This is a genomic window from Rothia sp. HMSC066H02, from assembly GCF_001814995.1.
Lineage (GTDB): Bacteria > Actinomycetota > Actinomycetes > Actinomycetales > Micrococcaceae > Rothia > Rothia mucilaginosa.
Genome location: NZ_KV818667.1, coordinates 534 through 20,583, shown reverse-complemented (window position 1 = coordinate 20,583; position 20,050 = coordinate 534). Strand labels below are relative to the sequence as shown.

At 57.4% G+C, this 20,050-nt stretch carries 21 protein-coding genes; 16 read left to right on the top strand and 5 right to left on the bottom strand.

Annotation, left to right across the window (positions count from 1 at the left end):
* The first annotated feature begins 110 nt into the window (after nucleotides 1-110).
* From rnpA to HMPREF2999_RS00075, 7 genes are all read left to right on the top strand, one after another.
* Nucleotides 111-476, top strand: a complete 366-nt coding sequence (gene rnpA, locus HMPREF2999_RS00105) for a ribonuclease P protein component (RefSeq protein ID WP_070674157.1) — start codon at nucleotides 111-113, stop codon at nucleotides 474-476.
* Nucleotides 473-946, top strand: a complete 474-nt coding sequence (gene yidD / locus HMPREF2999_RS00100) for a membrane protein insertion efficiency factor YidD (RefSeq protein ID WP_005504090.1) — start codon at nucleotides 473-475, stop codon at nucleotides 944-946. Before rnpA ends, yidD begins: the two co-directional genes overlap by 4 nt.
* Before the next feature lie 51 nt (nucleotides 947-997).
* Nucleotides 998-1,987, top strand: coding sequence for a membrane protein insertase YidC (gene yidC / locus HMPREF2999_RS00095; RefSeq protein ID WP_005504085.1), 990 nt, complete (start codon nucleotides 998-1,000; stop codon nucleotides 1,985-1,987).
* A 111-nt stretch (nucleotides 1,988-2,098) separates the two neighbouring features.
* Complete coding sequence (locus tag HMPREF2999_RS00090) at nucleotides 2,099-2,665, top strand: Jag family protein (protein WP_070674155.1); 567 nt, start codon at nucleotides 2,099-2,101, stop codon at nucleotides 2,663-2,665.
* 1 nt (nucleotide 2,666) lies between these two features.
* Complete coding sequence (rsmG, locus tag HMPREF2999_RS00085) at nucleotides 2,667-3,308, top strand: 16S rRNA (guanine(527)-N(7))-methyltransferase RsmG (protein ID WP_083315054.1); 642 nt, start codon at nucleotides 2,667-2,669, stop codon at nucleotides 3,306-3,308.
* A 457-nt stretch (nucleotides 3,309-3,765) separates the two neighbouring features.
* On the top strand, nucleotides 3,766-4,608 hold the full coding sequence (locus HMPREF2999_RS00080; RefSeq protein ID WP_005508021.1) for a ParA family protein: 843 nt from the start codon (nucleotides 3,766-3,768) through the stop codon (nucleotides 4,606-4,608).
* Between the two features lie 237 nt (nucleotides 4,609-4,845).
* On the top strand, nucleotides 4,846-6,144 hold the full coding sequence (locus tag HMPREF2999_RS00075) for a ParB/RepB/Spo0J family partition protein (RefSeq protein WP_070674152.1): 1,299 nt from the start codon (nucleotides 4,846-4,848) through the stop codon (nucleotides 6,142-6,144).
* A 112-nt stretch (nucleotides 6,145-6,256) separates the two neighbouring features.
* Here HMPREF2999_RS00075 and trxA read toward each other — a convergent pair whose 3' ends face one another.
* The 5 genes from trxA to HMPREF2999_RS00050 form a co-directional block, all read right to left on the bottom strand.
* Nucleotides 6,257-6,583 carry a thioredoxin gene (gene trxA, locus HMPREF2999_RS00070; protein ID WP_005504074.1) on the bottom strand — a complete coding sequence of 109 codons (327 nt, stop codon included), beginning with the start codon at nucleotides 6,581-6,583 and terminating at the stop codon, nucleotides 6,257-6,259.
* A 53-nt stretch (nucleotides 6,584-6,636) separates the two neighbouring features.
* Nucleotides 6,637-7,671, bottom strand: coding sequence for a thioredoxin-disulfide reductase (gene trxB, locus HMPREF2999_RS00065; protein ID WP_049341938.1), 1,035 nt, complete (start codon nucleotides 7,669-7,671; stop codon nucleotides 6,637-6,639).
* Between the two features lie 246 nt (nucleotides 7,672-7,917).
* A complete protein-coding gene (locus HMPREF2999_RS00060) occupies nucleotides 7,918-9,117 on the bottom strand; it encodes a serine/threonine protein kinase (RefSeq protein WP_246823044.1) in 1,200 nt (399 codons plus the stop codon).
* A gap of 194 nt (nucleotides 9,118-9,311) precedes the next feature.
* A complete protein-coding gene (gene murJ, locus HMPREF2999_RS00055; protein ID WP_070697681.1) occupies nucleotides 9,312-10,976 on the bottom strand; it encodes a murein biosynthesis integral membrane protein MurJ in 1,665 nt (554 codons plus the stop codon).
* 65 nt (nucleotides 10,977-11,041) lie between these two features.
* A complete protein-coding gene (locus HMPREF2999_RS00050; RefSeq protein ID WP_070615706.1) occupies nucleotides 11,042-11,545 on the bottom strand; it encodes an NUDIX hydrolase in 504 nt (167 codons plus the stop codon).
* Nucleotides 11,546-11,670: 125 nt separating this feature from the next.
* On the opposite strand from HMPREF2999_RS00050, the gene HMPREF2999_RS00045 reads away from it, so the two are divergent.
* The 9 genes from HMPREF2999_RS00045 to dnaB all read left to right on the top strand — a co-directional run bounded on the left by HMPREF2999_RS00045 (nucleotide 11,671) and on the right by dnaB (nucleotide 19,908).
* Complete coding sequence (locus HMPREF2999_RS00045) at nucleotides 11,671-13,095, top strand: CCA tRNA nucleotidyltransferase (RefSeq protein WP_070674140.1); 1,425 nt, start codon at nucleotides 11,671-11,673, stop codon at nucleotides 13,093-13,095.
* Between the two features lie 190 nt (nucleotides 13,096-13,285).
* A complete protein-coding gene (gene rpsF, locus HMPREF2999_RS00040) occupies nucleotides 13,286-13,591 on the top strand; it encodes a 30S ribosomal protein S6 (protein ID WP_005504056.1) in 306 nt (101 codons plus the stop codon).
* Nucleotides 13,592-13,685: 94 nt separating this feature from the next.
* Complete coding sequence (locus HMPREF2999_RS00035; protein ID WP_049338566.1) at nucleotides 13,686-14,315, top strand: single-stranded DNA-binding protein; 630 nt, start codon at nucleotides 13,686-13,688, stop codon at nucleotides 14,313-14,315.
* Between the two features lie 83 nt (nucleotides 14,316-14,398).
* A complete protein-coding gene (rpsR, locus tag HMPREF2999_RS00030; protein WP_004005948.1) occupies nucleotides 14,399-14,635 on the top strand; it encodes a 30S ribosomal protein S18 in 237 nt (78 codons plus the stop codon).
* 20 nt (nucleotides 14,636-14,655) lie between these two features.
* Entirely contained in the window at nucleotides 14,656-15,108 is a 453-nt protein-coding gene (gene rplI, locus HMPREF2999_RS00025; RefSeq protein ID WP_005504050.1) for a 50S ribosomal protein L9, read from the top strand.
* 229 nt (nucleotides 15,109-15,337) lie between these two features.
* Complete coding sequence (locus HMPREF2999_RS00020) at nucleotides 15,338-15,643, top strand: hypothetical protein (RefSeq protein ID WP_044142258.1); 306 nt, start codon at nucleotides 15,338-15,340, stop codon at nucleotides 15,641-15,643.
* Between the two features lie 644 nt (nucleotides 15,644-16,287).
* Nucleotides 16,288-17,094: a class I SAM-dependent methyltransferase gene (locus HMPREF2999_RS00015; protein ID WP_005508028.1), complete on the top strand. Its 807-nt coding sequence runs from the start codon at nucleotides 16,288-16,290 to the stop codon at nucleotides 17,092-17,094.
* Between the two features lie 147 nt (nucleotides 17,095-17,241).
* A complete protein-coding gene (locus tag HMPREF2999_RS00010) occupies nucleotides 17,242-18,447 on the top strand; it encodes a glycosyltransferase (RefSeq protein WP_070674136.1) in 1,206 nt (401 codons plus the stop codon).
* A gap of 105 nt (nucleotides 18,448-18,552) precedes the next feature.
* Nucleotides 18,553-19,908: a replicative DNA helicase gene (gene dnaB, locus HMPREF2999_RS00005; RefSeq protein ID WP_070674133.1), complete on the top strand. Its 1,356-nt coding sequence runs from the start codon at nucleotides 18,553-18,555 to the stop codon at nucleotides 19,906-19,908.
* Nucleotides 19,909-20,050: the final 142 nt, after the last annotated feature.

Genomic DNA, 20,050 nt, shown 5'->3' with positions numbered 1-20,050 from the left:
CCCCGCCGATGCACACGCATCGGCGGGCGAACTATCATTAAGCGTGAAATACACGCGGAGGTTAGCTCACCACATGAGCCGAATCTCCCACACTACGTAAAGGGGAACACGTGCTGCCTCAACGGCACCGTATGCGCACCAGCGCAGAATTCTCCCACGCCTTCCGTTCCGGCATCCGTACAGGACGTCGGAACATCGTTGTATCTACGGCGAAAAATCCTGGAAAAACAACCCAGGTAGGTTTCATTGTGTCGAAGGCGGTGGGCAACGCAGTCACACGCAATCTGGTCAAGCGCCGGTTGCGTGAACTTGCCGCGCTCACCTGCGCCGCGCATCCGGAAGGCTACGCCATTGCTGTGCGAGCGCTTCCCGCCTCCGCGAGCGCCAGCTGGGATCAGCTGCGCCGCGACTACGAATCGGCACTCGAGACCGCGTTCGCTAAGCTCGACCTGCCTCAGATCAAGGAGAAGCCGTGAGCCGTTCCCAGCGTGACCGCTGTGAAGAACGCTTCCACGCGCATCACAGCGGCACCTATAGCGCCTCTGCCGAGACTCTGGGCCCCGACGAGCTACTGGCACTAGCACCTAACGAATTCGTGAGGCCTGAAACTTTCCTGCAGGCACTCTACGTTCTACCGCAGAACCTGCTGATCGCGTGCATGAAGGCCTACCGCAAGGTCGTATCCCCCCTCTACGGGGACGTGTGCCGCTACTACCCGACCTGCTCAGCCTACGCTCTGGAGGCGCTAACCACCCACGGTGCGATGGGCGGGCTTTCCCTGACGGTGCGCCGTATTCTGCGGTGTGTTCCCTGGGCGACCGGAGGTATCGACCCAGTCCCGGAGGGGAAGCGTACTTTCGCTCCCGGAGCAGAACCGAAAATTATTCTGCTCAACCACCCCCATCTTTACACCCCTCACACCGGTGGTGACGCCCGCCCTGAGTAGGCGGCGCCTCCCACACAATGACTTAGCCGAGTCCTTAAGGAGTATTCCCGCGTGAATATTTTTGATTTGATTCTTTGGCCGTTTAAATGGATCGTCTCCGTGGTCCTGTGGCTGTTCCACACTCTTTTCACCTCGCTGGGCATGGACCCGGCTTCCGGCCTGACTTGGGTTCTGTGCATTATCTTCCTGACCCTGGTGATGCGTACCCTGACCATTCCGCTGTTCGTCAAGCAGATTAAGGCTATGCGCGGTATGACCGCGATGCAGGGCGATATGGCGAAGCTGCAGGAGAAGTACAAGGGCAAGAAGGACCAGCTCTCCCGCCAGGCTATGGCTCAGGAGCAGATGGAAATGTACCGTAAGCACGGTACGAACCCCTTCGCGTCCTGTCTGCCGATTTTGGCTCAGATGCCGATCTTCTTCGGTCTGTACCAGGTGCTGATGGGCGTTCCCACCGCGGCGCAGAGTAACGAGAGCGTGCTCATGCTGCCGGCTGATCTGGTGCACCAGTTCAATGACTCGCAGATTTTTGGCGCGCAGCTGTTCGCGACCATGCTGCACCCTGGCGCTGGCGATACTACTGCGACCGTTGTTCAGGCGGTCATCATGATTGTTCTGATGAGTGCAACCCAGTTCTACATTCAGAAGCAGCTGAGCGTGAAGAACATGTCGGAGGCGGCTCTGAACTCTCCGATGTTCCGTCAGCAGCAGATGATCATGTACATCTTCCCGATCATCTTCGCTGTTTCCGGTATTAACTTCCCGCTGGGTGTTATGTACTACTGGACCGTTTCGAACCTGTGGTCGCTGGGTCAGCAGTGGTGGGTTATCCGCAATAACCCGACCCCCGGTTCTCAGGCGGAGCGTGAGCTGAACGCTCGCCGTGCTGCGAAGGGCCTGCCTCCGATTGGTAAGACCCGTGAGCAGCACGAGAAGGATCTGCAGGAGGCTCGTGAGCGTGCCGCTGCGGGTCAGCGTCAGCAGCCGGTTGGTAAGAAGCGCCAGAAGCAGCAACGCAATAAGCAGAACGGAAAGAAGTAGTTTTCTTCCGTGATTCGGGCCGGGTTCTCGCCACGTGTGGCGCGGGCCCGGCGCCGTGTATGAGATACTTTTTACCCCTAGGACACCCCTCCGAACACCCCGAGGATTATTGTGACTGAAGCTATGGAATATGAGGACGAACAGCTCGTTGAGGAGCAGCTGGTAGAGGAGCCCCTTGAGGGCGAAGAAGACGATTTTGAGGACATCGACGAGGAAGGCGATATCGCCGCTGACTACCTCGAGGAGCTCCTCGATATTGTCGATATGGACGGCGACATTGATATTGAGGTGCGCAATAACCGCATCTACCTGTCGGTCGTTAATGACGATGATGACAATGAGGAACTGCGCCACCTGGTTGGCCGCCACGGCGAGGTTCTGGAGGCTCTGCAGGAGCTGGTGCGCCTCTCCGTCCTGGCTGGTAACGGCACCCGTTCCCGCCTGATTCTGGATATCGCAGGTTACCGTGCTGAGCGTCGTGAGCAGCTGGAGAAGATCGCTGCTGACGCGATTGAGAAGGTGCGCGCTACCGGTCGTGATGAGCACCTGAAGCCGCTGAGCCCGTACGAGCGTAAGGTCGTGCACGATGTGGTGGCTGCTGCTGGCCTGTACAGCGAGTCTGAGGGTGAGGGCCCTCGCCGTCACGTGGTGATTTCTCTTCCCGAGGTAGGAGCCTAGTATGGAGACTTCGATGGTTGCTCTCAATGAGAATGAGCGCGCCGCTGCGGAGGCTGTGTTCGGTGAGCGTCTGCCTCTGGCGGAGCGCTACGTGCAGCACCTGGCGACGACCGGTATTGAGCGTGGTCTGATTGGCCCGCGTGAGGTGCCGCGCCTGTGGGCTCGCCACGTGCTGAACTGTGCCGTTGTGCAGGAGTACATTGCGCCGAACGCGTCGGTGGCTGATGTTGGCTCTGGTGCCGGTCTGCCCGGTCTGTGCCTGGCGATTGCCCGCCCGGATTTGAAGCTGACCCTGATTGAGCCTCTGGAGCGCCGCGTGATTTGGCTGAATGAGGTTGTTGAGGATCTGGGCCTGGATAACGTGACCGTGCTGCGCTCGCGTGCTGAGCAGGCTGTGGGTGCCGTGGAGGCCGATGTGGTGACTGCGCGTGCTGTGTCCGCTCTGGTGGGCCTGCTGGACATTACTCTGCCGATTCTGCGCGGCACCGGTGAGCTGCTGGCTCTGAAGGGTCGTAGCGCCGCGGAGGAGATTACTAAGGCGAAGAAGAAGCTGAACCGTTACGGTGCACGCGAGACCGAGATTCTCACCGCCGGCGGCGACCTGCTTGAAGAGCCGACGACGGTGGTTCGAGTTCGCCTCTAAAGGTTTCGTCCCGAATGGGCGGTACCGCAAGGAGCTAGTGAATAGGCTGGCTTACGCGGTATCGCCTATTTTTTGTGCGCTGGCTTGCCGGGCGTGCGCGGCAATTGCATCCGTAGAGTACATAGAATGACCTCTCGCGTGGAGTATTGACCTGATGCCGGGTACCCTTAAGGAAGGATTGAAACCTTAGACTCCTCTGCATCAAAACCTGATGGTTCGCTAGGGGACCTCGAGTCCTTCAAAACCATTCGGGCAGCACCAATGTTTCACGTGAAACATTGCAGACTTCATCACCTCGCGGAGTATGTTTCACGTGAAACATGTCGGGAATGAGTAGTGGCAGGGGAGTAGGGGAGTAGACCCGCCTCGCGCACAAATACCGCAGAGTATTGCCACGCGCGAGGCACCAGACGAAGCATCACCGTAGACACACCACCCGGAATATGGAAGGCACCCGATGACTCCTCAAGCTCAGAAATCTGTTGCAGATTTACTCCCCAAGCCTGTGCATACGCGTGTCTTCACCGTGTCGAACCAGAAGGGTGGCGTGGGTAAAACCAGCACCGCCGTGAACCTCGCAGCCGCGCTCGCGGAGGCTGGACTGAACGTCCTGGTGATCGATAACGACCCGCAGGGTAACGCCTCGACCGCACTGGGCATTGAGCACGGCGTGGATGTTCCCAGCGTCTACAATGTTCTGATTGAGGATAAGCCGCTTTCTGAAATTGTTCAGGAATGCCCCGACATGTCCGGCCTGTTCTGCGCCCCCGCCAATATCGACCTTGCGGGTGCGGAGATTGAACTGGTCTCCCTGGTTGCGCGCGAGACTCGCCTCAAGAATGCCCTGATGGATTACACCGAATGGCGCGAGAAGCAGGGTATGGAGCGCCTGGACTATGTCTTCATCGACTGCCCGCCGAGCCTCGGCTTGCTGACTGTCAATGCCTTCGTTGCGGCAGAAGAGATTCTGATTCCGATCCAGTGCGAGTACTATGCCCTGGAAGGCCTGAGCCAGCTGCTGAAGAATATTCAGATGATTCAGAAGCACCTGAACTCCAAGCTGCGCATCAGTACAATCCTGCTGACCATGTACGATGCTCGTACCAACCTGGCATTCCAGGTGGCAGAGGAGGTGCGCGAGCACTTCCCGGAGGAGACTCTGGGGGTCAAGATTCCTCGTTCGGTTCGTATCTCTGAAGCTCCCAGCTATCAGCAGACCGTCATCACCTACGATTCTTCGTCGACTGGCGCTCGCGCCTACCGCGAGGCGGCACAGGAGCTCTCGCGCCGATCCGCATAATCTAAATCTTTTGAAATGAGCCCTTTTGGATTGTCTATTGATGATTCCAAAAGGGCTTATTGTGTGCGGAATTTTCTGGGTGAAACACGAGAAAACAGCCTTAGAGAATTAATTATTGGGAATAATTTGGATTATGTGCTGTGCAGTTTTCACTCCTGCTTTCGGGTGCTTATTTCGTTTACACTAGATGAAGAAGAAAAAATGAGCGGGCTCGTCCGGGAGTCCTAAGGAGTAACGATGGCTGAAAAGCGACGCGGCTTGGGTCGTGGCCTGGGGGCGCTGATCCCTCAGAGTACGAAGAATTCTGGTAATGCTGAGGCGAAGGCATCCGAAAAGACTGCTGCAGTAAAGACTGCACCCAAGAATGTGTCTACTCCGATTGAAGAGCCGATGACTGACGGTCTCTTCGAAATGGCTCACGAGGCTAAGCCGGAGAAACAGCGTAAGAGTGCTAAGGCTGAGTCTGTAGAGGCTAAGCCTGCTGAAGCTGCACCCGCTCAGGAAAAGCCTGCTGAAGCTGAGAAGGCAGAGGAGAAGGTCGAAGCTCCCGCCTCCTCGCAGGATGTTTCACGTGAAACATCGAAGAAGAAGTCTCGCGTGGATATGGGTGCGGCACTGCGCAACACCACCCTGACTCGCCGCCCGGTGGATTTCTTCTTTGGTGAAGATGTCTCCACCCCGCAGTCCGCTTCTGAGGAGCAGAGCGGTCTGGTTCCGGTTCCCGGTGCCCAGTTTGCCGAGCTGAACGTTCACGATATCCACCCGAACCGCAAGCAGCCCCGAACCGACTTTGATGAGCAGGACATGGAAGAGCTCATCCACTCGGTACGTGAGATTGGTGTTCTGCAGCCGATTGTTGTGCGTCCCTCTCGCGAAAGCGGCGCCGAAAAGTACGAACTGGTCATGGGTGAGCGCCGCTGGCGTGCAACCCAGGCGGCTGGACTGACCACCATCCCGGCGATTGTTCGTGAGACTGAAGACGGCGACCTGCTCCGTGACGCCCTGCTGGAGAATCTGCACCGCAGCCAGCTGAACCCCATTGAAGAGGCAGCGGCATACCAACAGCTCATGGAGGAGTTCGACACTACTCAGGAGCAGTTGGCTAAGCGTATTGGTCGTTCTCGCCCCCAGATTTCGAATACGATTCGTCTGCTGAAGCTGCCGGCTCTGGTGCAGCGTCGCGTTGCGGCGGGTATTCTCTCCGCGGGTCACGCGCGTGCCCTGCTGGCTCTGACCGACCAGGCTCAGATTGAGACTCTCGCGCAGAAGATTGTGAACGAGGGGCTGTCGGTTCGCGCAACTGAGGAGCTGGTGAACCATACATCCGGCGCTGCGGAGGTGAAGGAGCGTAAGGCTCCTCAGCCTCAGAAGCACCGTGAGCGCCTGGATTATATTGCGGAGGCTTTTGCTGACAAGCTCGATACTTCGGTGAAGATTTCGCTGGGTGCTCGCAAGGGTAAGATGACCATCGAATTTGCGAATGTTGAGGATCTGAACCGCATTATCCGCGTTTTAGATTCTGATTTCTCGGGCTAAATTTTCGCATAAAACAATATTTAGCAACTGAAATCAGTTGCATATATAAAAAACCCTCGGTGATGTTTCACGTGAAACATCACCGAGGGTTTTTCTCTAGCTGCTCGAAAGATTAGCCCAGGTGCTCGGAGAACTCGGCCAGCAGAGCGGGCTTCGTCTTAGCGCCTACGGTCTTCTTGACGACCTCGCCACCCTTGAAAAGGTAGATGGCGGGAATAGAGGTAATGCCGTACTTCATGGCGGTATCGCCATTTGCCTCAACATCTACCTTGACCACGTCGACCTGGCCTGCGTACTCGCCAGCGATCTCGTCAATCACGGGGCCAACCATGCGGCAGGGGCCGCACCATTCAGCCCAGAAGTCCACGATAACGGGCTTGTCGTTCTTCAGAACCAGTTCGTCAAAAGTGGCATCAGTTGCCTGCTGTGCACTGCTCATGGAGTGCTCCTTTCTGACACGGGGTGGATTCCCCTGCGAATAATACGAATAGTTTAGAGGTTTTCGAGGTAGTGCTGCGCGTCCAGAGCAGCAACAGCACCGGAACCGGCAGCAATAATTGCCTGGCGGTAGGTCGGGTCAATCACGTCACCGGCAGCGAAAACGCCGGGAACGGAAGTCTTCGAGGAACGACCCTGAACCGCGATGGTGTGGTTCTCGGTAATCTCCAGCTGGTCACGTACCAGTTCCACGCGAGGATCGGAGCCAATAGCGATGAACAGGCCCTGAACAGCCAGCTGGCGCTCAGAACCGTCCTTGGTGTTGGTCAGGGTGATCGACTCGAGGTTGCTCTCGCCGTGAACGGCGGTGACAGCCGAGTCCCAGACAACCTCAATCTTCGGGTTGTTGAACACGCGGGTCTGCATGATTTCCGAAGCTCGGAAAGAATCGCGGCGGTGCACCAGGTACACCTTGGATGCGAAGGTCGTCAGGAACAGCGCTTCCTCCAGCGCGGAGTCGCCGCCGCCGACCACTGCGATTTCCTTGTCCTTGAAGAAGAAGCCATCGCAGGTTGCGCACCAGGAGACGCCGTAACCGGAGAGTCGGTCTTCGCCCTCGATGTTGAGCTTACGGACCTGAGAACCGGTGGTCATGATGACGGTCTTTGCCAGGTGAACGGCGCCGTCAGCGGTGTAGACCTTCTTCACGTCGCCGGTGAGTTCAACCTTCTCTACGTCCTGGTAGCGGATGTCAGTGCCGAAACGCTCGGCCTGCTGGCCGATGTTCTCCATCAGCTCGGGGCCCTGGATGCCCTGAATGAAGCCGGGGAAGTTCTCCACCTCGGTGGTGTTCATGAGGGAGCCGCCGGGTGCCAGGGAGCTGGCGAAGAGGACGGGCTTCAGCTCGGCGCGTGCCGCGTAGATTGCGGCGGTGTAGCCAGCGGGGCCGGAGCCCACAATAATGACGTTGTGGACGGTTGCGTCGGCCTCAACCTCGGCAGCCGGTGCCGCTTTGGTGGCGGGTGCGGATGCGAGGTTCAGATTGCCCAGGGCGGAGCCTCCGAAGAGGCCTCCCAGATTCTCAGTCATCAGATATATCTTTCCGTTGTAGGTCTTTCGTTCTGCCCCTATAACAGGGCTTTATCCTCGATTATTCCATTTTTGGGGGACCCTTATCCAGATACTCCGCGCACTGTGAATCTTTGAGTAGCGACCCTGCCATAAAGAGTCATAAATGAACATCAAAAAGGGCGGGGCTTCCGAACTGTTGAGTTCAGAAGCCCCGCCCTTGTGTCTGGGGTGTGAGCGCCCTGTCGGCGTCACGTTATGGGTTGATTAGTCCACCTTGATTTCGTTGATGCGCAGACCGTAACTCCAATTTCCAATCGGCAGGGAGAGGCGGGGCAGCTCGTTGACCACGATGATCACGTAGGCACCCTTTTCTGCGCTCTGCTTGGAGGTGTCCAGGGTGACGACCGCGTCCTTGCCTTCGAAGGTGCCCTTGCCGACCTCAACCGCACCGTTCAGGGATGCGGAGCTGTTGGTGTAGACGGTGAAGGAGCCGCCGGTGCCGGTGTTCTGCTGGATGGTCAGCTTGGAGACGACGGTGGGGGTCTGCAGCTTCAGTGCCAGGCCGAATTCCTTGATGGTGCCGGCGTAGTTGGCGGTGCCGAAGCCGTAGCTGATCCATGCGGTGTTGGCGTTACCGTCGGTCAGGTTCGGGATGAGGGTGTCCATATCGCTCATGAACGTGGTGTCCGAGGGTGCGAAGCGGGCCACGGACGCAATCTTAGCCGGTGCGTTCGACGCCTTAGCGGTCGGGGATGCCGATGCGTTGGCGCTTGCCTCAGCCGATTCGGAAGCTGATGCGGACGTCTTAGGGGTGTGGGGGCCGGCTGCCTGGTTGGAGCCGATTGCGCCCAGGGAGGTGAGGATACCGCCTGCGACGATGACGAGCAGCAGGACTGCTGCCAGGGCGACGGCCCAGGTGCCGCGGCTGCCGTCTTCTTCGTCTTCGTCATCTTCGTCATCTTCGTAGATGCTGGTAGGTTCGGAGTACGCGGTGATGGCGGTGCCGTCGGATGCGTTCCAGTTCTTGGCGGCGGTGATGCTCTCCTGGTTGGCGGTGGAGGTGGAGACCTTCTCGTAGGTGTTGGGGGAGCTGCCGCTTTCGGAGTCGCCGAAGATTTCGGTGCCCAGCGCGTCCTCTGCGTTGGAGAGTGCGTGGTTTTCGACCAGCAGGGTGTCCAGCAGGGTGTCGGGGCGGGTGTGGGAGGTGACGAGGTAGCGGCTACCTTCGGGGGTGATGCCCAGGTCGAGGATCTGGATGTTGCCGCGTGCGTTGGTTGCGAGCGCGCGGGAGTTTGCTTCCAGCAGTGCGCTGCGGCTGGGCGATGCGACGACGACCGAGACCTTACGGTTGAGAATCTGGTCGGTGCCTTCAAGCACCATGTCGGATTCTGCCGTAATGATGATGTGTGCGGTGATCTCGTAGCGGCCTCCGAGGACCGATCCGACCGGAATCTGTTGCGACAACGTGTTCTCCCGAGGTGGTTTCATAGTGCCTGCCGTGTGGCGGGCCCTGACTATTAGATTCTACCCGGCATTGAAGGATGCTGGGGCTGAGTGATAGTTTGTGGCGTCCGGGTGGCTACCTGTGTCCTCTGCGGGCCCGGTGTGGGGTGCGGTGGGTGCACGGGCAGCTACCCGGTTTGGGCGTTGTTGCTACTTTAGCGGCGGGCAAAACGCTCAAGTTTGGAGGGGAGGGGGGCCAGTAGTGCGTTGGCTTCCTTGACGCGGAAGATTTGTATACCGGCGAGGTATGCCAGTCCCATGACGGTGCCGCATACGGCGAGGGTGATGATTGCGGTGAGCTTGGACGCCCAGGCGAATCCGTCGAGCTGGTAGCCGCCGAGCAGCCAGAGCGCAATGGCTGCGATGCCGCCAGCGAAGAGGGATGCAAGGGTGGTGCGGGAGTAGGCGCTGACGATGCCGCGCTGGCCGTAGTAGCCGAGGCGGCGGCGGACCATGTGGTGGCTGATGAACAGGATCAGGATGTTGTGCACCGGGTAGATGAAGGCGAGCATGTATACGGTGTACTGGGCGTCGAGCAGGGATGCTGCGAAGCTCATGATGACCATGATGATGGCGGAGTACACCTGGATGCGGAAGGGGGTGCGTGCGTCTTCGCGGGCGTAGAGCACACGGCTGTAGAGGTAGTTGATGGTGAGGGTGGGGGTGCCGAGCGCGGTGATGACGATGAGCTTGGCGATGATGGTTGCTGCGATGGGGTCGCCGCCGCTGAAGAGCACTGCGATGGGGCCTGCCAGGACCATGAGTGCGACCATGCAGAAGACGGTGGCTACGGCTGCGTTGCGCAGGCCGTGGGAGAGCGCGTAGATGACGCTGTCGCTGTCGTCGGCGATGGCGGAGGCGCTCATGCGGTTGAAGAGCACGGTGGCGATGGAGATGCCGATGACGCCGTGCGGGAGCATGTACAGCATGGAGGCGTAGTTGAGTGCCTGCAGGCCGGGGATCTGGATGCCGAGGGCGGCGTAGTGTTCGCGCTGACCGACAATGCCTGCAGCGACCTTGGTCATGTAGAGGAAGGCGAGGTTGGAGATGATACCGGAGGCGAGGGTCCAGGCGGCGAGCTTGGAAGCTGCGCGCAGGCCGATGCCTCGCCATGCGAAGTCGGGCTTGAGGCGCAGGCCGAGCTTGCGTAGGGGGATGAACAGGACGAGTGCCTGCATGATGACGCCGAAGGTGGAGGAGCCGGCGAGCACGAGGGTTTGTGCGTTGGTCCAGGATTCTACGGTGTGGATGGGGTGGGGGTTGGGGGTCTGTGCGCCGAAGAGGAAGACGAACAGGAACAGCGACAGGATGGTGATGACGTTGTTGAGTACGGGCGACCACATGTAGGCGCCGAATGCGTCTTTGGCGTTGAGGACCTGTCCGATGACGGTGTAGAGGCCGTAGAAGAAGATTTGGGGTAGACACCAGAGGGAGAAGATGAAGCCGAGCTGTCGTTGTTCGGGGCTCCAGCCTGAGCCCATGATGCTGATGATGGGCCAGGCGCAGGCGACGGTGATGATGGTGATGAGGCCGATTGCGGTGACGGTGAGGGTGACGAGTTTGGAGATGTATCGTGCGCCGCCGTCTTGTGCTTTGGCTGCCTTGATGATTTGGGGTACGAGGACTGCGTTGAACACGCCACCTGCTACGAGGACGTAGATGAGGTTGGGTAGGGTGTTGGCGGTTTCGAAGACGTCGCCGACGGTTGAGAGTGAGCCGATGGCTACGGTGAGCAGGATGGTCTTGACGAATCCGAGGATGCGCGAGACGAGGGTGCCTGCTGCCATGATTGCGCTTGAGCGGGCGTCGTTACGTGCCACGTATGTCTCTCCTGTGTCGGCGGGTGATTGCTTCTTTTAGTTTTTGGGCTCTATTTAACGGGTGTTTAGAGCTGGGTGGTGATGTATTCGCGCGCGCTGCGGGCTATGTGTTGCTCGTTGGCGAATGAGAGGCGGGTGGGGAGCTCTTCGAGGGGGACCCATGCGACGTCGATTGCTTCGTGGTCGGGGTCGTTGTCGATGCTGAGTTCTCCGCCGGTTGCTGCGAAGAGGTAGTGGTGCACGGTTTTGTGGATGCGCGTGCCGTTGGAGGTGAACCAGTAGGCGATGGTGCCGAGGGAGGCTACGGGGTAGCCGGTGATTCCGGTTTCTTCGCCGATTTCGCGTTGTGCGGCTTCGACGGTGGTTTCGCCGTGTTCGATGTGGCCTTTGGGCAGGCACCATTCGCGTTGTCCGTTGCGGTTGATGCGGGCGATGATGGCTACGGGTAGCTGTTCGGGTCGGTCGAAGTCGATGATGAGCCCGCCTGCGGAGACTTCTTCGGGGGCGGGTACCGCTCGCGCGGGCGCGGTGAAGCGCGTTTTGGGGGCGCGGGGTACGGGAATGCTCATGGTTCTACCTTAACCGATAGGCTGAGGTTTTGGTGCCTCGGTTTGGGTGAGATAGCTGTCTTTGGTGTGGTGTTGTGGGTGTGGGGTGGGCGCGTGGGTGGTTTTTCTGGCACGATTAAAGGATTATGTCGCTGATTATTGATGTTGTATCGAAGTACCCGGATGCCGCCGAGCTGGGAGAACTGTACCGTGCGGCGGGTTTTGAGCTGTACTTGGTGGGCGGTATTGTCCGCGATAATCTGCGGGTTGAGGATGGTCTCTTCACCGATTTTGATTTGACGACGGATGCTACTCCGGAGCAGAGTGAGCAGATTCTGCGTGCGTGGGGTGAACACACGTGGGATATCGGCAAGGAGTACGGCACGATTAGTGCGCGTAAGAACGGCGTGGTGTATGAGGTGACCACGTACCGTGCTGAGGTGTATGTTTCGGATTCGCGTAAGCCGACGGTGGAGTTCGGCACGGATTTGAGTGCTGATTTGGTGCGTCGTGATTTCACGATTAATGCGATGGCGGCGGCTTTGCCGAGCGGTGAGGTTGTTGACTTGTTTGGTGGCGTTGAGGATTTGCGTGCGGGTGTTTTGCGTACTCCGCGCTCGCCGGAGGAGTCTTTTTCTGAGGATCCGTTGCGTATGATGCGTGCGGCTCGTTTTGCTGCGCGTTTTAATCTTGGGGTTGCCCCGGAGGTTTTCGAGGCGATGCGTGAGATGGCTGGCCGTATTGAGATTATTTCGGCTGAGCGTGTGCGTGATGAGCTGGTGAAGCTGATTGAGTCGGATTATCCGCGGGTGGGTTTGAACCTGCTGGTGGATACGGGTCTGGCGGATTATGTGTTGCCGGAGCTTCCTGCGTTGCGTATGGAGATGGATCCTGCGCATCACCATAAGGATGTGTATGCGCATTCGTTGAAGGTGATGGAGCAGGCGATGGAGAAGGAGACGGACGAGGATGGTCCGTGCCCGGCTCCTGATTTTATTCTGCGTTTTGCGGCGTTGATGCACGATATTGGTAAGCCGAAGACTCGTAAGTTTGAGAAGGACGGCTCCGTCTCGTTCCTGCACCATGAGGTGGTGGGCGCGAAGATGGTGAAGAAGCGTATGCGTGCGCTGCGTTTTGATAATGACACGATTAAGGCTGTGGCTCGTCTGGTGGAGCTGCATATGCGGTTCTATGGTTACCGTGAGTCGGGTTGGACTGATTCTGCGGTGCGCCGTTATGTGCGTGATGCGGGCGATCAGTTGGAGCGTCTGCATCGTGTGTCGCGTTCTGATGTGACGACTCGTAATCGTCGTCTGTCGCGCTCGCTGGCTGAGGCGTATGACGATTTGGAGCGTCGTATTGCTGAGTTGGCTGCTCAGGAGGAGCTGGATTCGATTCGTCCGGATTTGGATGGCGGTCAGATTATGCAGATTCTTGGTATTGCGCCGGGCCCGGTGGTGGGTGAGGCGTATAAGTTCTTGTTGAATGTGCGTCTGGATGAGGGTTCGCTTCCTGAGGAGGAGGCGAAGGCTCGTCTGGTGCAGTGGTGGGAGCAGCGTCGGGAGGCGTAGCTTCTGCGGTTTTTGGTACCGCATCGCATGGTTGAGGTCACGCGGTGCGGTACTGTTCTATTTGCTTTTTCTCGTGTATTGTTAAGAAATCTATGCGTGTTCCCCACCCGGTGTGCTTCACGTGTAGAGCACAATGAATCTCCTGCTATGGAAATCCCATAGCCGTTTAGCCCAAAGGAGGGGTTTAATCATGCGTGCATATGAACTGATGGTTATCCTCAGCCCCGAGGTTGAGGACCGTGCGGTTGAGCCGTCGCTGTCCAAGTTCCTCGAGATCGTGACCAACGAGGGTGGTTCCGTCGACAACGTCGATATCTGGGGCCGTCGTCGCCTGGCATACGAGATCCAGAAGAAGTCTGAGGGTATCTACGCAGTGGTGAACTTCACCTCTACCCCCGAGACCGCAGCTGAGCTCGATCGTGTTCTGAACCTGAACGAGTCCGTCATGCGTACCAAGATCATCCGCCCGGAGGATCAGAAGATCTCCAGCAAGTAGTTGGTCTTTCCGGTCGGCTGACCCCCTAAAAATGTCAGGGGGTTGCGCTGTACTGGATTCAACATACTTGTAACTCTTATCGAGGAGGCATCAAATGGCAGGCGATACCGTTATTACCGTTATTGGTAATCTGACTGGCGATCCGGAGCTTCGTTACACCCCTGCGGGTGCGGCGGTTGCTAATTTCACGATCGCATCGACTCCGCGTACTTTTAACCGCCAGACGAACCAGTGGGAGGATGGGGAGACCCTGTTCCTGCGTGCGTCGGTGTGGCGTGGTTACGCTGAGAATGTTGCAGAGACCCTGAAGAAGGGTACTCAGGTTATCGCGCAGGGCCGTCTGAAGTCTCGCTCGTACGAGACCAAGGAAGGCGAGCGTCGTACTTCGTTTGAGCTTGAGGTCGAGGAGATCGGCCCGACTCTGCGTTTTGCTACTGCTCAGGTGACTCGCGCACAGCGTTCTGCCGGAGGTAATAACTTCGGTGGCGGTGCGCAGGGTGGCTTTGGCGGTGGCGCTGGGTACAACGCTGCTGCTCAGGGCGGTTTCTCCGCTCCTCAGCAGAACAATTTTGCTGCTCAGGGTAATGGTTACTCTGGCCAGTCTGGCTACTCCGCTCCGGCTGCTCCGGCGGCCCCCGCAGCTCCTGCTGCTGATCCGTGGAGTTCTCAGTCTGGTGGTAACTATGACTGGGGTAGCGGCGCCGACGACGAACCTCCGTTCTAAGCCGGTTTCGTTTTCCGAATAGTAATTTATCAATCCATCCCGCGGTTATCCGCCGCGGGCTCCCAACTCTAAGGAGCACCACGATGGCTAAGGCTGAAATCCGTAAGCCCAAACCCAAGCAGAACCCCCTCAAGGCTGCTGACGTCACCGTTATCGACTACAAGGACGTCGCACTTCTGCGCAAGTTCATCTCCGACCGCGGCAAGATCCGCGCTCGCCGCGTGACTGGCGTGACCGTTCAGGAGCAGCGCAAGATCGCTCAGGCTATTAAGAACGCCCGCGAAGTTGCACTGCTGCCCTACTCCGGCGCTGGCCGCTAAAGAGAAGGAGAGACAGTAACATGGCTAAGATCATTCTGACTCAGGAAGTTTCCGGCCTCGGTGCAGCTGGCGATGTTGTCACCGTTAAGGACGGTTACGCACGTAACTACCTGCTGCCCCGCGGCTTCGCCGTGACCTGGACCCAGGGTGGCGAGAAGCAGGTTGAGTCCATCCGCGCCGCTCGTGCGGCTCGTGCTAAGGCTTCTCTGGAAGAGGCTCAGGCAATTGCTGCGTCCCTGGCTGCTAAGCCGGTTGTCGTTGCACACAAGGCTGGCGCTGACGGCCGCCTGTTCGGTACCGTCAAGGCTGAGGCTATTGCTGAGGCTATTGAGGCTGCTGGCATTGGTTCCGTTGACAAGCGCACCATCCACCTGGGTTCCGCTATCAAGCGCACCGGTGAGTACAAGGTGACTGTCCGCCTGCACGCTGACGTTGTTGCTAACGTTGTCCTGGACGTCGTTGCTGCTGCGTAAGTAGATTTTTAGATATTTGACGCTGGTGCTTTGATGCTGTGGCGTTGAGTGTCGGACGGGGTGTCCCTCTTCGTGAGGGGCACCCCGTTTGTTGTATTCGCTCCTGTACATGTTTCACGTGAAACATTGTTTTTGAGAGGTTGAGAATAGGGGTAGGGCAGTAGAAGGATTGGTGGTTAGAGCGGTTGCGACTGCGAAGTACGCCAATTGACCCCGTAGACTGGTAGACATGGCTCGATCTTTTTCACGTTTGTCTTCTAGCGCTCAGCTTCTGTCCACGGGTGTGGTGTTGGAGTGCGTCAATTTGCTGCTGTGCGCTCTAGCGGTTATCCCATTTGCGGACGCTAATGTCGCTACTGCTCTTCTGCTTCTTTTGCTGGTGGTTGGCGGCCTTGCATCCAGTGTTGCGCTGGTGTGCGCGCTGGTGGGTCTGGTGAAGTTCCGTCAGTACCGCGTGGCTAATATTTGCTTGGCGGTTATTTCTGTAGTGGCTAACCCGTTGGTGCTGCTGGGTCTGTATATGGCGGCTTATTAGCCCGGTTTAGAGTCCGCAAACTGCACAATATCAAAGCTCTCAGGGTTCTGTTGGTTTTCTCCCAGCTTGTTTCCAGCGAAATTCAATCCTCCCATAAGGTTGGAGGTGTTTACTATAAGTGTTGGTTCGAGAGGACTGCGATGTGAATGTGTGTGTTTCGTGTAGCGGGGTCGCCCGCTAGCGAAAGAAGGATGGCAAGGCAAAAGCGCCTTGCCTTTCTTCTTTTAACGCGACGTGTAGTTTCCGCGTGAAATTCGGGGTACTGCACCCCGATGTTGAAGAAAAATCTATTCCCAGCTTTCTTACAGCTTTAACCTACAGGGAATAAAGGTTTACGCGTAATACTTTATATAGATGGTTCGAGAGGACCATCAGAAAGTTGGACTTTCCTTGCGGAAGTGGCTCTGATTTTCGTATGTATGTGTGTGTGATGAGACTGGGGTTGGATCGAGAGATCCAGCTCCAGTTTCTGTTTAATCTCTAAGGCGTGCCGCAATGGTGGCTGTAGCGGTGTTGCGGCATGCTGTAACAAAGGGCAACCACACTTCTATATAACGTCACATTTCCTTTCTTGGGGTGGCGGGTCTAGAATTAGGGAAGATAAATTTTGCATATTAAATACAAGTATTGAGGAGTTGTCTTCCGTGTCTAAGACCCCTTCCGTTCCCGGTACCGACCGCCCCGCCGACAAGGCGGCAGGTCACTGGCTTCTGGCTCAGCTGGGCAAGAAGGTTCTGCGCCCCGGCGGCCGCGAGACCACCAACTGGCTGCTGGCTCGTGCTCTGGGCGGCGACATTGACGTCGTGGAGTTTGCGCCGGGCCTGGGTATTACCGCCCTGGAGATTGTGAAGCGTTCCCCCAAGAGCTATACCGGTGTGGACCTTGATCCCAAGGCTGCTGAAATCGTAACCGAGCGTATTGGTGCATCGACTAAGCCGAACTACCGTGTGGTGAACGCTAGCGCACAGGAGACCGGTCTGCCCTCGGAAAGCTATGACGCCGTGGTGGGCGAGGCGATGCTGACCATGCAGACCGATAAGCACAAGCTGGAGATTATGCGTGAGGCGGCTCGTCTGCTGCGTCCGGGCGGCTACTACGCTATTCACGAGATGTCGCTGGTTCCCGATTATCTGCGCCCCGAGCTGAAGGAAGAGATTCAGAAGGATTTGGCGCGCACTATCCGCGTGAATGCCCGCCCGCTGACTGTTGCCGAGTGGACTGCTCTGGCGGAAGAGGCTGGCTTTGAGGTGCTGGATGTGTACCAGACCGATATGGCTCTGCTGGAGCCGAAGCGTCTGCTGGCTGATGAGGGTCCTGCTGGCGTTGCGAAGATTGCGTTCAATCTGGCGCGTAAGCCGCAGATTCGTGAGCGTGTGCTGGGTATGCGCGGTGTGTTCCGCCGCCACGCCGACCATATTGGCGCTATCGGTCTGATTCTGCGTAAGAAGTAAGACAGAATCACACCGCAAAGCTTATACAGCGAAACGGAGCCCCAGTATTCCCCCGTATAACGAGGAATACTGGGGCTCCGTTTTACACTGGTGAGGTTATGAGCCGCAGATTCGGCTCAGTCACGTGTGCGCCTGCCGGAGTTTGTTATGAGCCGTATTCTTTTCTCTCCCGAAAGCTTCAATATGGGTGAAACCACTCGCTGCATTGAGATAGCGCGTGTGGCTCGGGAGCGAGGTCATACGGTCTTGTTCCACGTGTACTCCCCTAAGTATTTGGGGCTGCTGGAAAGCGCCAGGCTTCCTGTGCATCTTCGCGAGCCGATCATGAGCGATGCTGAGGCGGAGCAGATTATGGCGCTGGATCAGGGCAGGGGAGTGCGGCATCCTTTCACGACCGATATGGTGCGTCGGCGGGTCAACGCTGAGCTTGAGGCTATCCGTGACTTTAGAGCGGATGCTGTGGTGATTGGTTCTAATCTGACGATGCTGCTGTCGGCGCGTATTGCGGGTGTCCCTATTTTCTATGCGCGCCCGTACGCTTACTCGTCGACGTATTTTTTGAAGAAGCCTGTAGGCGGTGAGCTTGCGGCACCGGGGTGGTTGCGTGCGGTGGCGCGGGTGTTTTCGTATAAGCCGGCTTCTTTTACTCGTGTGGCACGTGAGCATGGGCTGAGGCTTCCTCGCCGTACTGTGGATATGCTCAGCGCCGATGTGAATCTTATCTGTTCTCTGTTTACGCAGCTGCGCGGGGATTCGTTGGTAGAGCCCGACGTTAGTGTGGGGCCTATTTATTACCGTGCACCTGGTGAGTTGACGCAGATTGTTCGCGAGCCTAGAGACCGCCCGCTGGTGTATGTGGGAATGGGGTCGTCTGGCTCCGCAGATATTTTGGCGCAGGTGCTTCGTCAGCTCTCAGCCGCTCCGGTGGATGTGCTGGTCGGCGGCGGGGTGCAGCTCTTGGACACCCACCTGCTGGGCAGCAATATCCATTTCGCCGGGACTGTTCCCGGGACTATTCCAGCGCATCTGCTCGCCGGCCATATTGATGCCTCGATAACCCACGGCGGTGAGGGGACAGTACAGACGGCGTGCCTGGCGGGTGTGCCGTTTGCCGGTATTGCGATGCAGGCGGAGCAGAGCTGGAATATTGAGGAGTGCGTGCGCTACGGTAACGCCCTGCGCTTTACGAAGAATGATGTGCGCCGCGGCAATGTGCGCGATATTCTGGACCGTCTGCTCAGCGATGAGGGCATGCGCGCTAGGGCGCGACAGCTGGGTGAGGCAATGCGCACTATGGATGGTGCGGCGCTCGCCGTTGAGAAGATCGAGGATTATCTGCGCGCTCCCCGTTAGGCGTGTATGTGTTTCGCGTGTGCCTTCGTGAGAAACTAGCATTGGAGTTCTGCAGAAATTGTTTCTGGAACGTCGTAGATATCGGATTGAAACGCGAGGATAAGCATGTCTGAAACTGCCATTGATTATGGTTCCCGCACTATGCCCCATGATGATGTGGCTGAGCAGTCGGTGCTCGGTGGCATGCTCCTGTCAAAGGACGCTATTGCGGATGTGGTTGAGAGCCTGCGTGCGTCTGATTTCTATAAGCCTGCGCACGAGACGATTTATGAGGCGATCCTTTCTCTCTACGGTCACGGCAGCCCTGCGGATGCGATTACGGTTGCTGATGAGCTGAAGAAGCGCGGCGAGCTGACTCGTGTGGGCGGTGCGTCCTATATTCATACGCTAATTGCGTCGGTTCCGACTGCTGCTAACGCTCAGTATTACGCTGAGATTGTTAAGGAGCACGCGATTATGCGCCGCCTGATTGAGGCGGGTACGAAGATTGCTCAGCTGGGTTACGCCAATGAGACTGAGGTCGATACTTTGGTAGATCAGGCGCAGGCTGAGATTTATGCGGTGACTGATGGTAACGCGAAGGAAGACTATGTGTCTTTCTCTGAGGCGTTGGAGGAGACCATCAATGAGATTGATGCGAACTCGAACCGCCCCGATGGCGTGTACGGTGTGCCGACTGACTTTATTGAGTTTGATGAGCTGACCGGTGGTCTGCACGGTGGCCAGATGATTGTTATTGCGGCTCGTCCGGGTGTGGGTAAGTCGACTTTGGCTCTGGATATTGCTCGTTCTGCGTCTATTCATCATCAGATGACGACTGTGTTTTTCTCGCTGGAGATGAGTCGTACTGAGTTGGCGATGCGTATTCTCTCTGCGGAGGGCAAGATTTCGATGGGTCGTCTGAAGAAGGGTGACCTGGATACTGAGGGTTGGACGAACCTGGCGACTTTGCAGGGTCGTATTGATTCTGCACCTCTCTTTATTGATGATTCGCCGAATATGACTCTGATGGAGATTCGCGCGAAGTGTCGTCGCCTCAAGCAGCGTAATGATTTGAAGCTTGTGGTGCTGGACTACTTGCAGCTGATGAGTTCGGGTAAGAAGGTTGAGTCGCGTCAGCAGGAGGTTTCGGAGTTCTCTCGTAGCCTGAAGCTGTTGGCTAAGGAGCTGGATGTTCCGGTGATTGCGCTGTCTCAGCTGAACCGTGGTTCGGAGCAGCGTACTGATAAGCGTCCGATGGTTTCAGATCTGCGTGAGTCGGGTTCTATTGAGCAGGATGCGGATATGGTGATTCTGCTGCATCGTGAGGATATGTATAACCCGGATAGTGAGCGCGTGGGTGAGGCGGACATGATTATTGCTAAGCACCGTGGTGGTCCGACTCGTACTATTCCGTTGGCGTTTAGCGGTAAGTACTCGCGCTTCAACAATATGGCGAATGAGGCGCCTCCACAGTACTAACCCCGTACTCAACTTTCAGCGCTCTGTAGCTGTACCCCTCTTCTTCTGTTCCTTGCCGGACGGAAGGGGAGGGGCTTTTTGTACCTATAGGTATGGGCGCCCGGACGTAGGGCATGGGAATAGGGGCTGCGGGGGGGGGGGG

What these genes read in the sequence shown, in the direction of transcription:
- rpsR (WP_004005948.1), top strand. Translation starts at nt 14,399, where the DNA reads ATGGCTAAGGCTGAAATCCGTAAGCCCAAACCCAAGCAGAACCCCCTC.
- HMPREF2999_RS00080 (WP_005508021.1), top strand. Translation starts at nt 3,766, where the DNA reads ATGACTCCTCAAGCTCAGAAATCTGTTGCAGATTTACTCCCCAAGCCT.
- dnaB (WP_070674133.1), top strand. Translation starts at nt 18,553, where the DNA reads ATGTCTGAAACTGCCATTGATTATGGTTCCCGCACTATGCCCCATGAT.
- HMPREF2999_RS00075 (WP_070674152.1), top strand. Translation starts at nt 4,846, where the DNA reads ATGGCTGAAAAGCGACGCGGCTTGGGTCGTGGCCTGGGGGCGCTGATC.
- rsmG (WP_083315054.1), top strand. Translation starts at nt 2,667, where the DNA reads ATGGAGACTTCGATGGTTGCTCTCAATGAGAATGAGCGCGCCGCTGCG.
- HMPREF2999_RS00010 (WP_070674136.1), top strand. Translation starts at nt 17,242, where the DNA reads ATGAGCCGTATTCTTTTCTCTCCCGAAAGCTTCAATATGGGTGAAACC.
- HMPREF2999_RS00045 (WP_070674140.1), top strand. Translation starts at nt 11,671, where the DNA reads ATGTCGCTGATTATTGATGTTGTATCGAAGTACCCGGATGCCGCCGAG.
- rplI (WP_005504050.1), top strand. Translation starts at nt 14,656, where the DNA reads ATGGCTAAGATCATTCTGACTCAGGAAGTTTCCGGCCTCGGTGCAGCT.
- HMPREF2999_RS00035 (WP_049338566.1), top strand. Translation starts at nt 13,686, where the DNA reads ATGGCAGGCGATACCGTTATTACCGTTATTGGTAATCTGACTGGCGAT.
- HMPREF2999_RS00020 (WP_044142258.1), top strand. Translation starts at nt 15,338, where the DNA reads ATGGCTCGATCTTTTTCACGTTTGTCTTCTAGCGCTCAGCTTCTGTCC.
- trxB (WP_049341938.1), bottom strand. Translation starts at nt 7,671, where the DNA reads ATGACTGAGAATCTGGGAGGCCTCTTCGGAGGCTCCGCCCTGGGCAAT.
- rpsF (WP_005504056.1), top strand. Translation starts at nt 13,286, where the DNA reads ATGCGTGCATATGAACTGATGGTTATCCTCAGCCCCGAGGTTGAGGAC.
- HMPREF2999_RS00050 (WP_070615706.1), bottom strand. Translation starts at nt 11,545, where the DNA reads ATGAGCATTCCCGTACCCCGCGCCCCCAAAACGCGCTTCACCGCGCCC.
- trxA (WP_005504074.1), bottom strand. Translation starts at nt 6,583, where the DNA reads ATGAGCAGTGCACAGCAGGCAACTGATGCCACTTTTGACGAACTGGTT.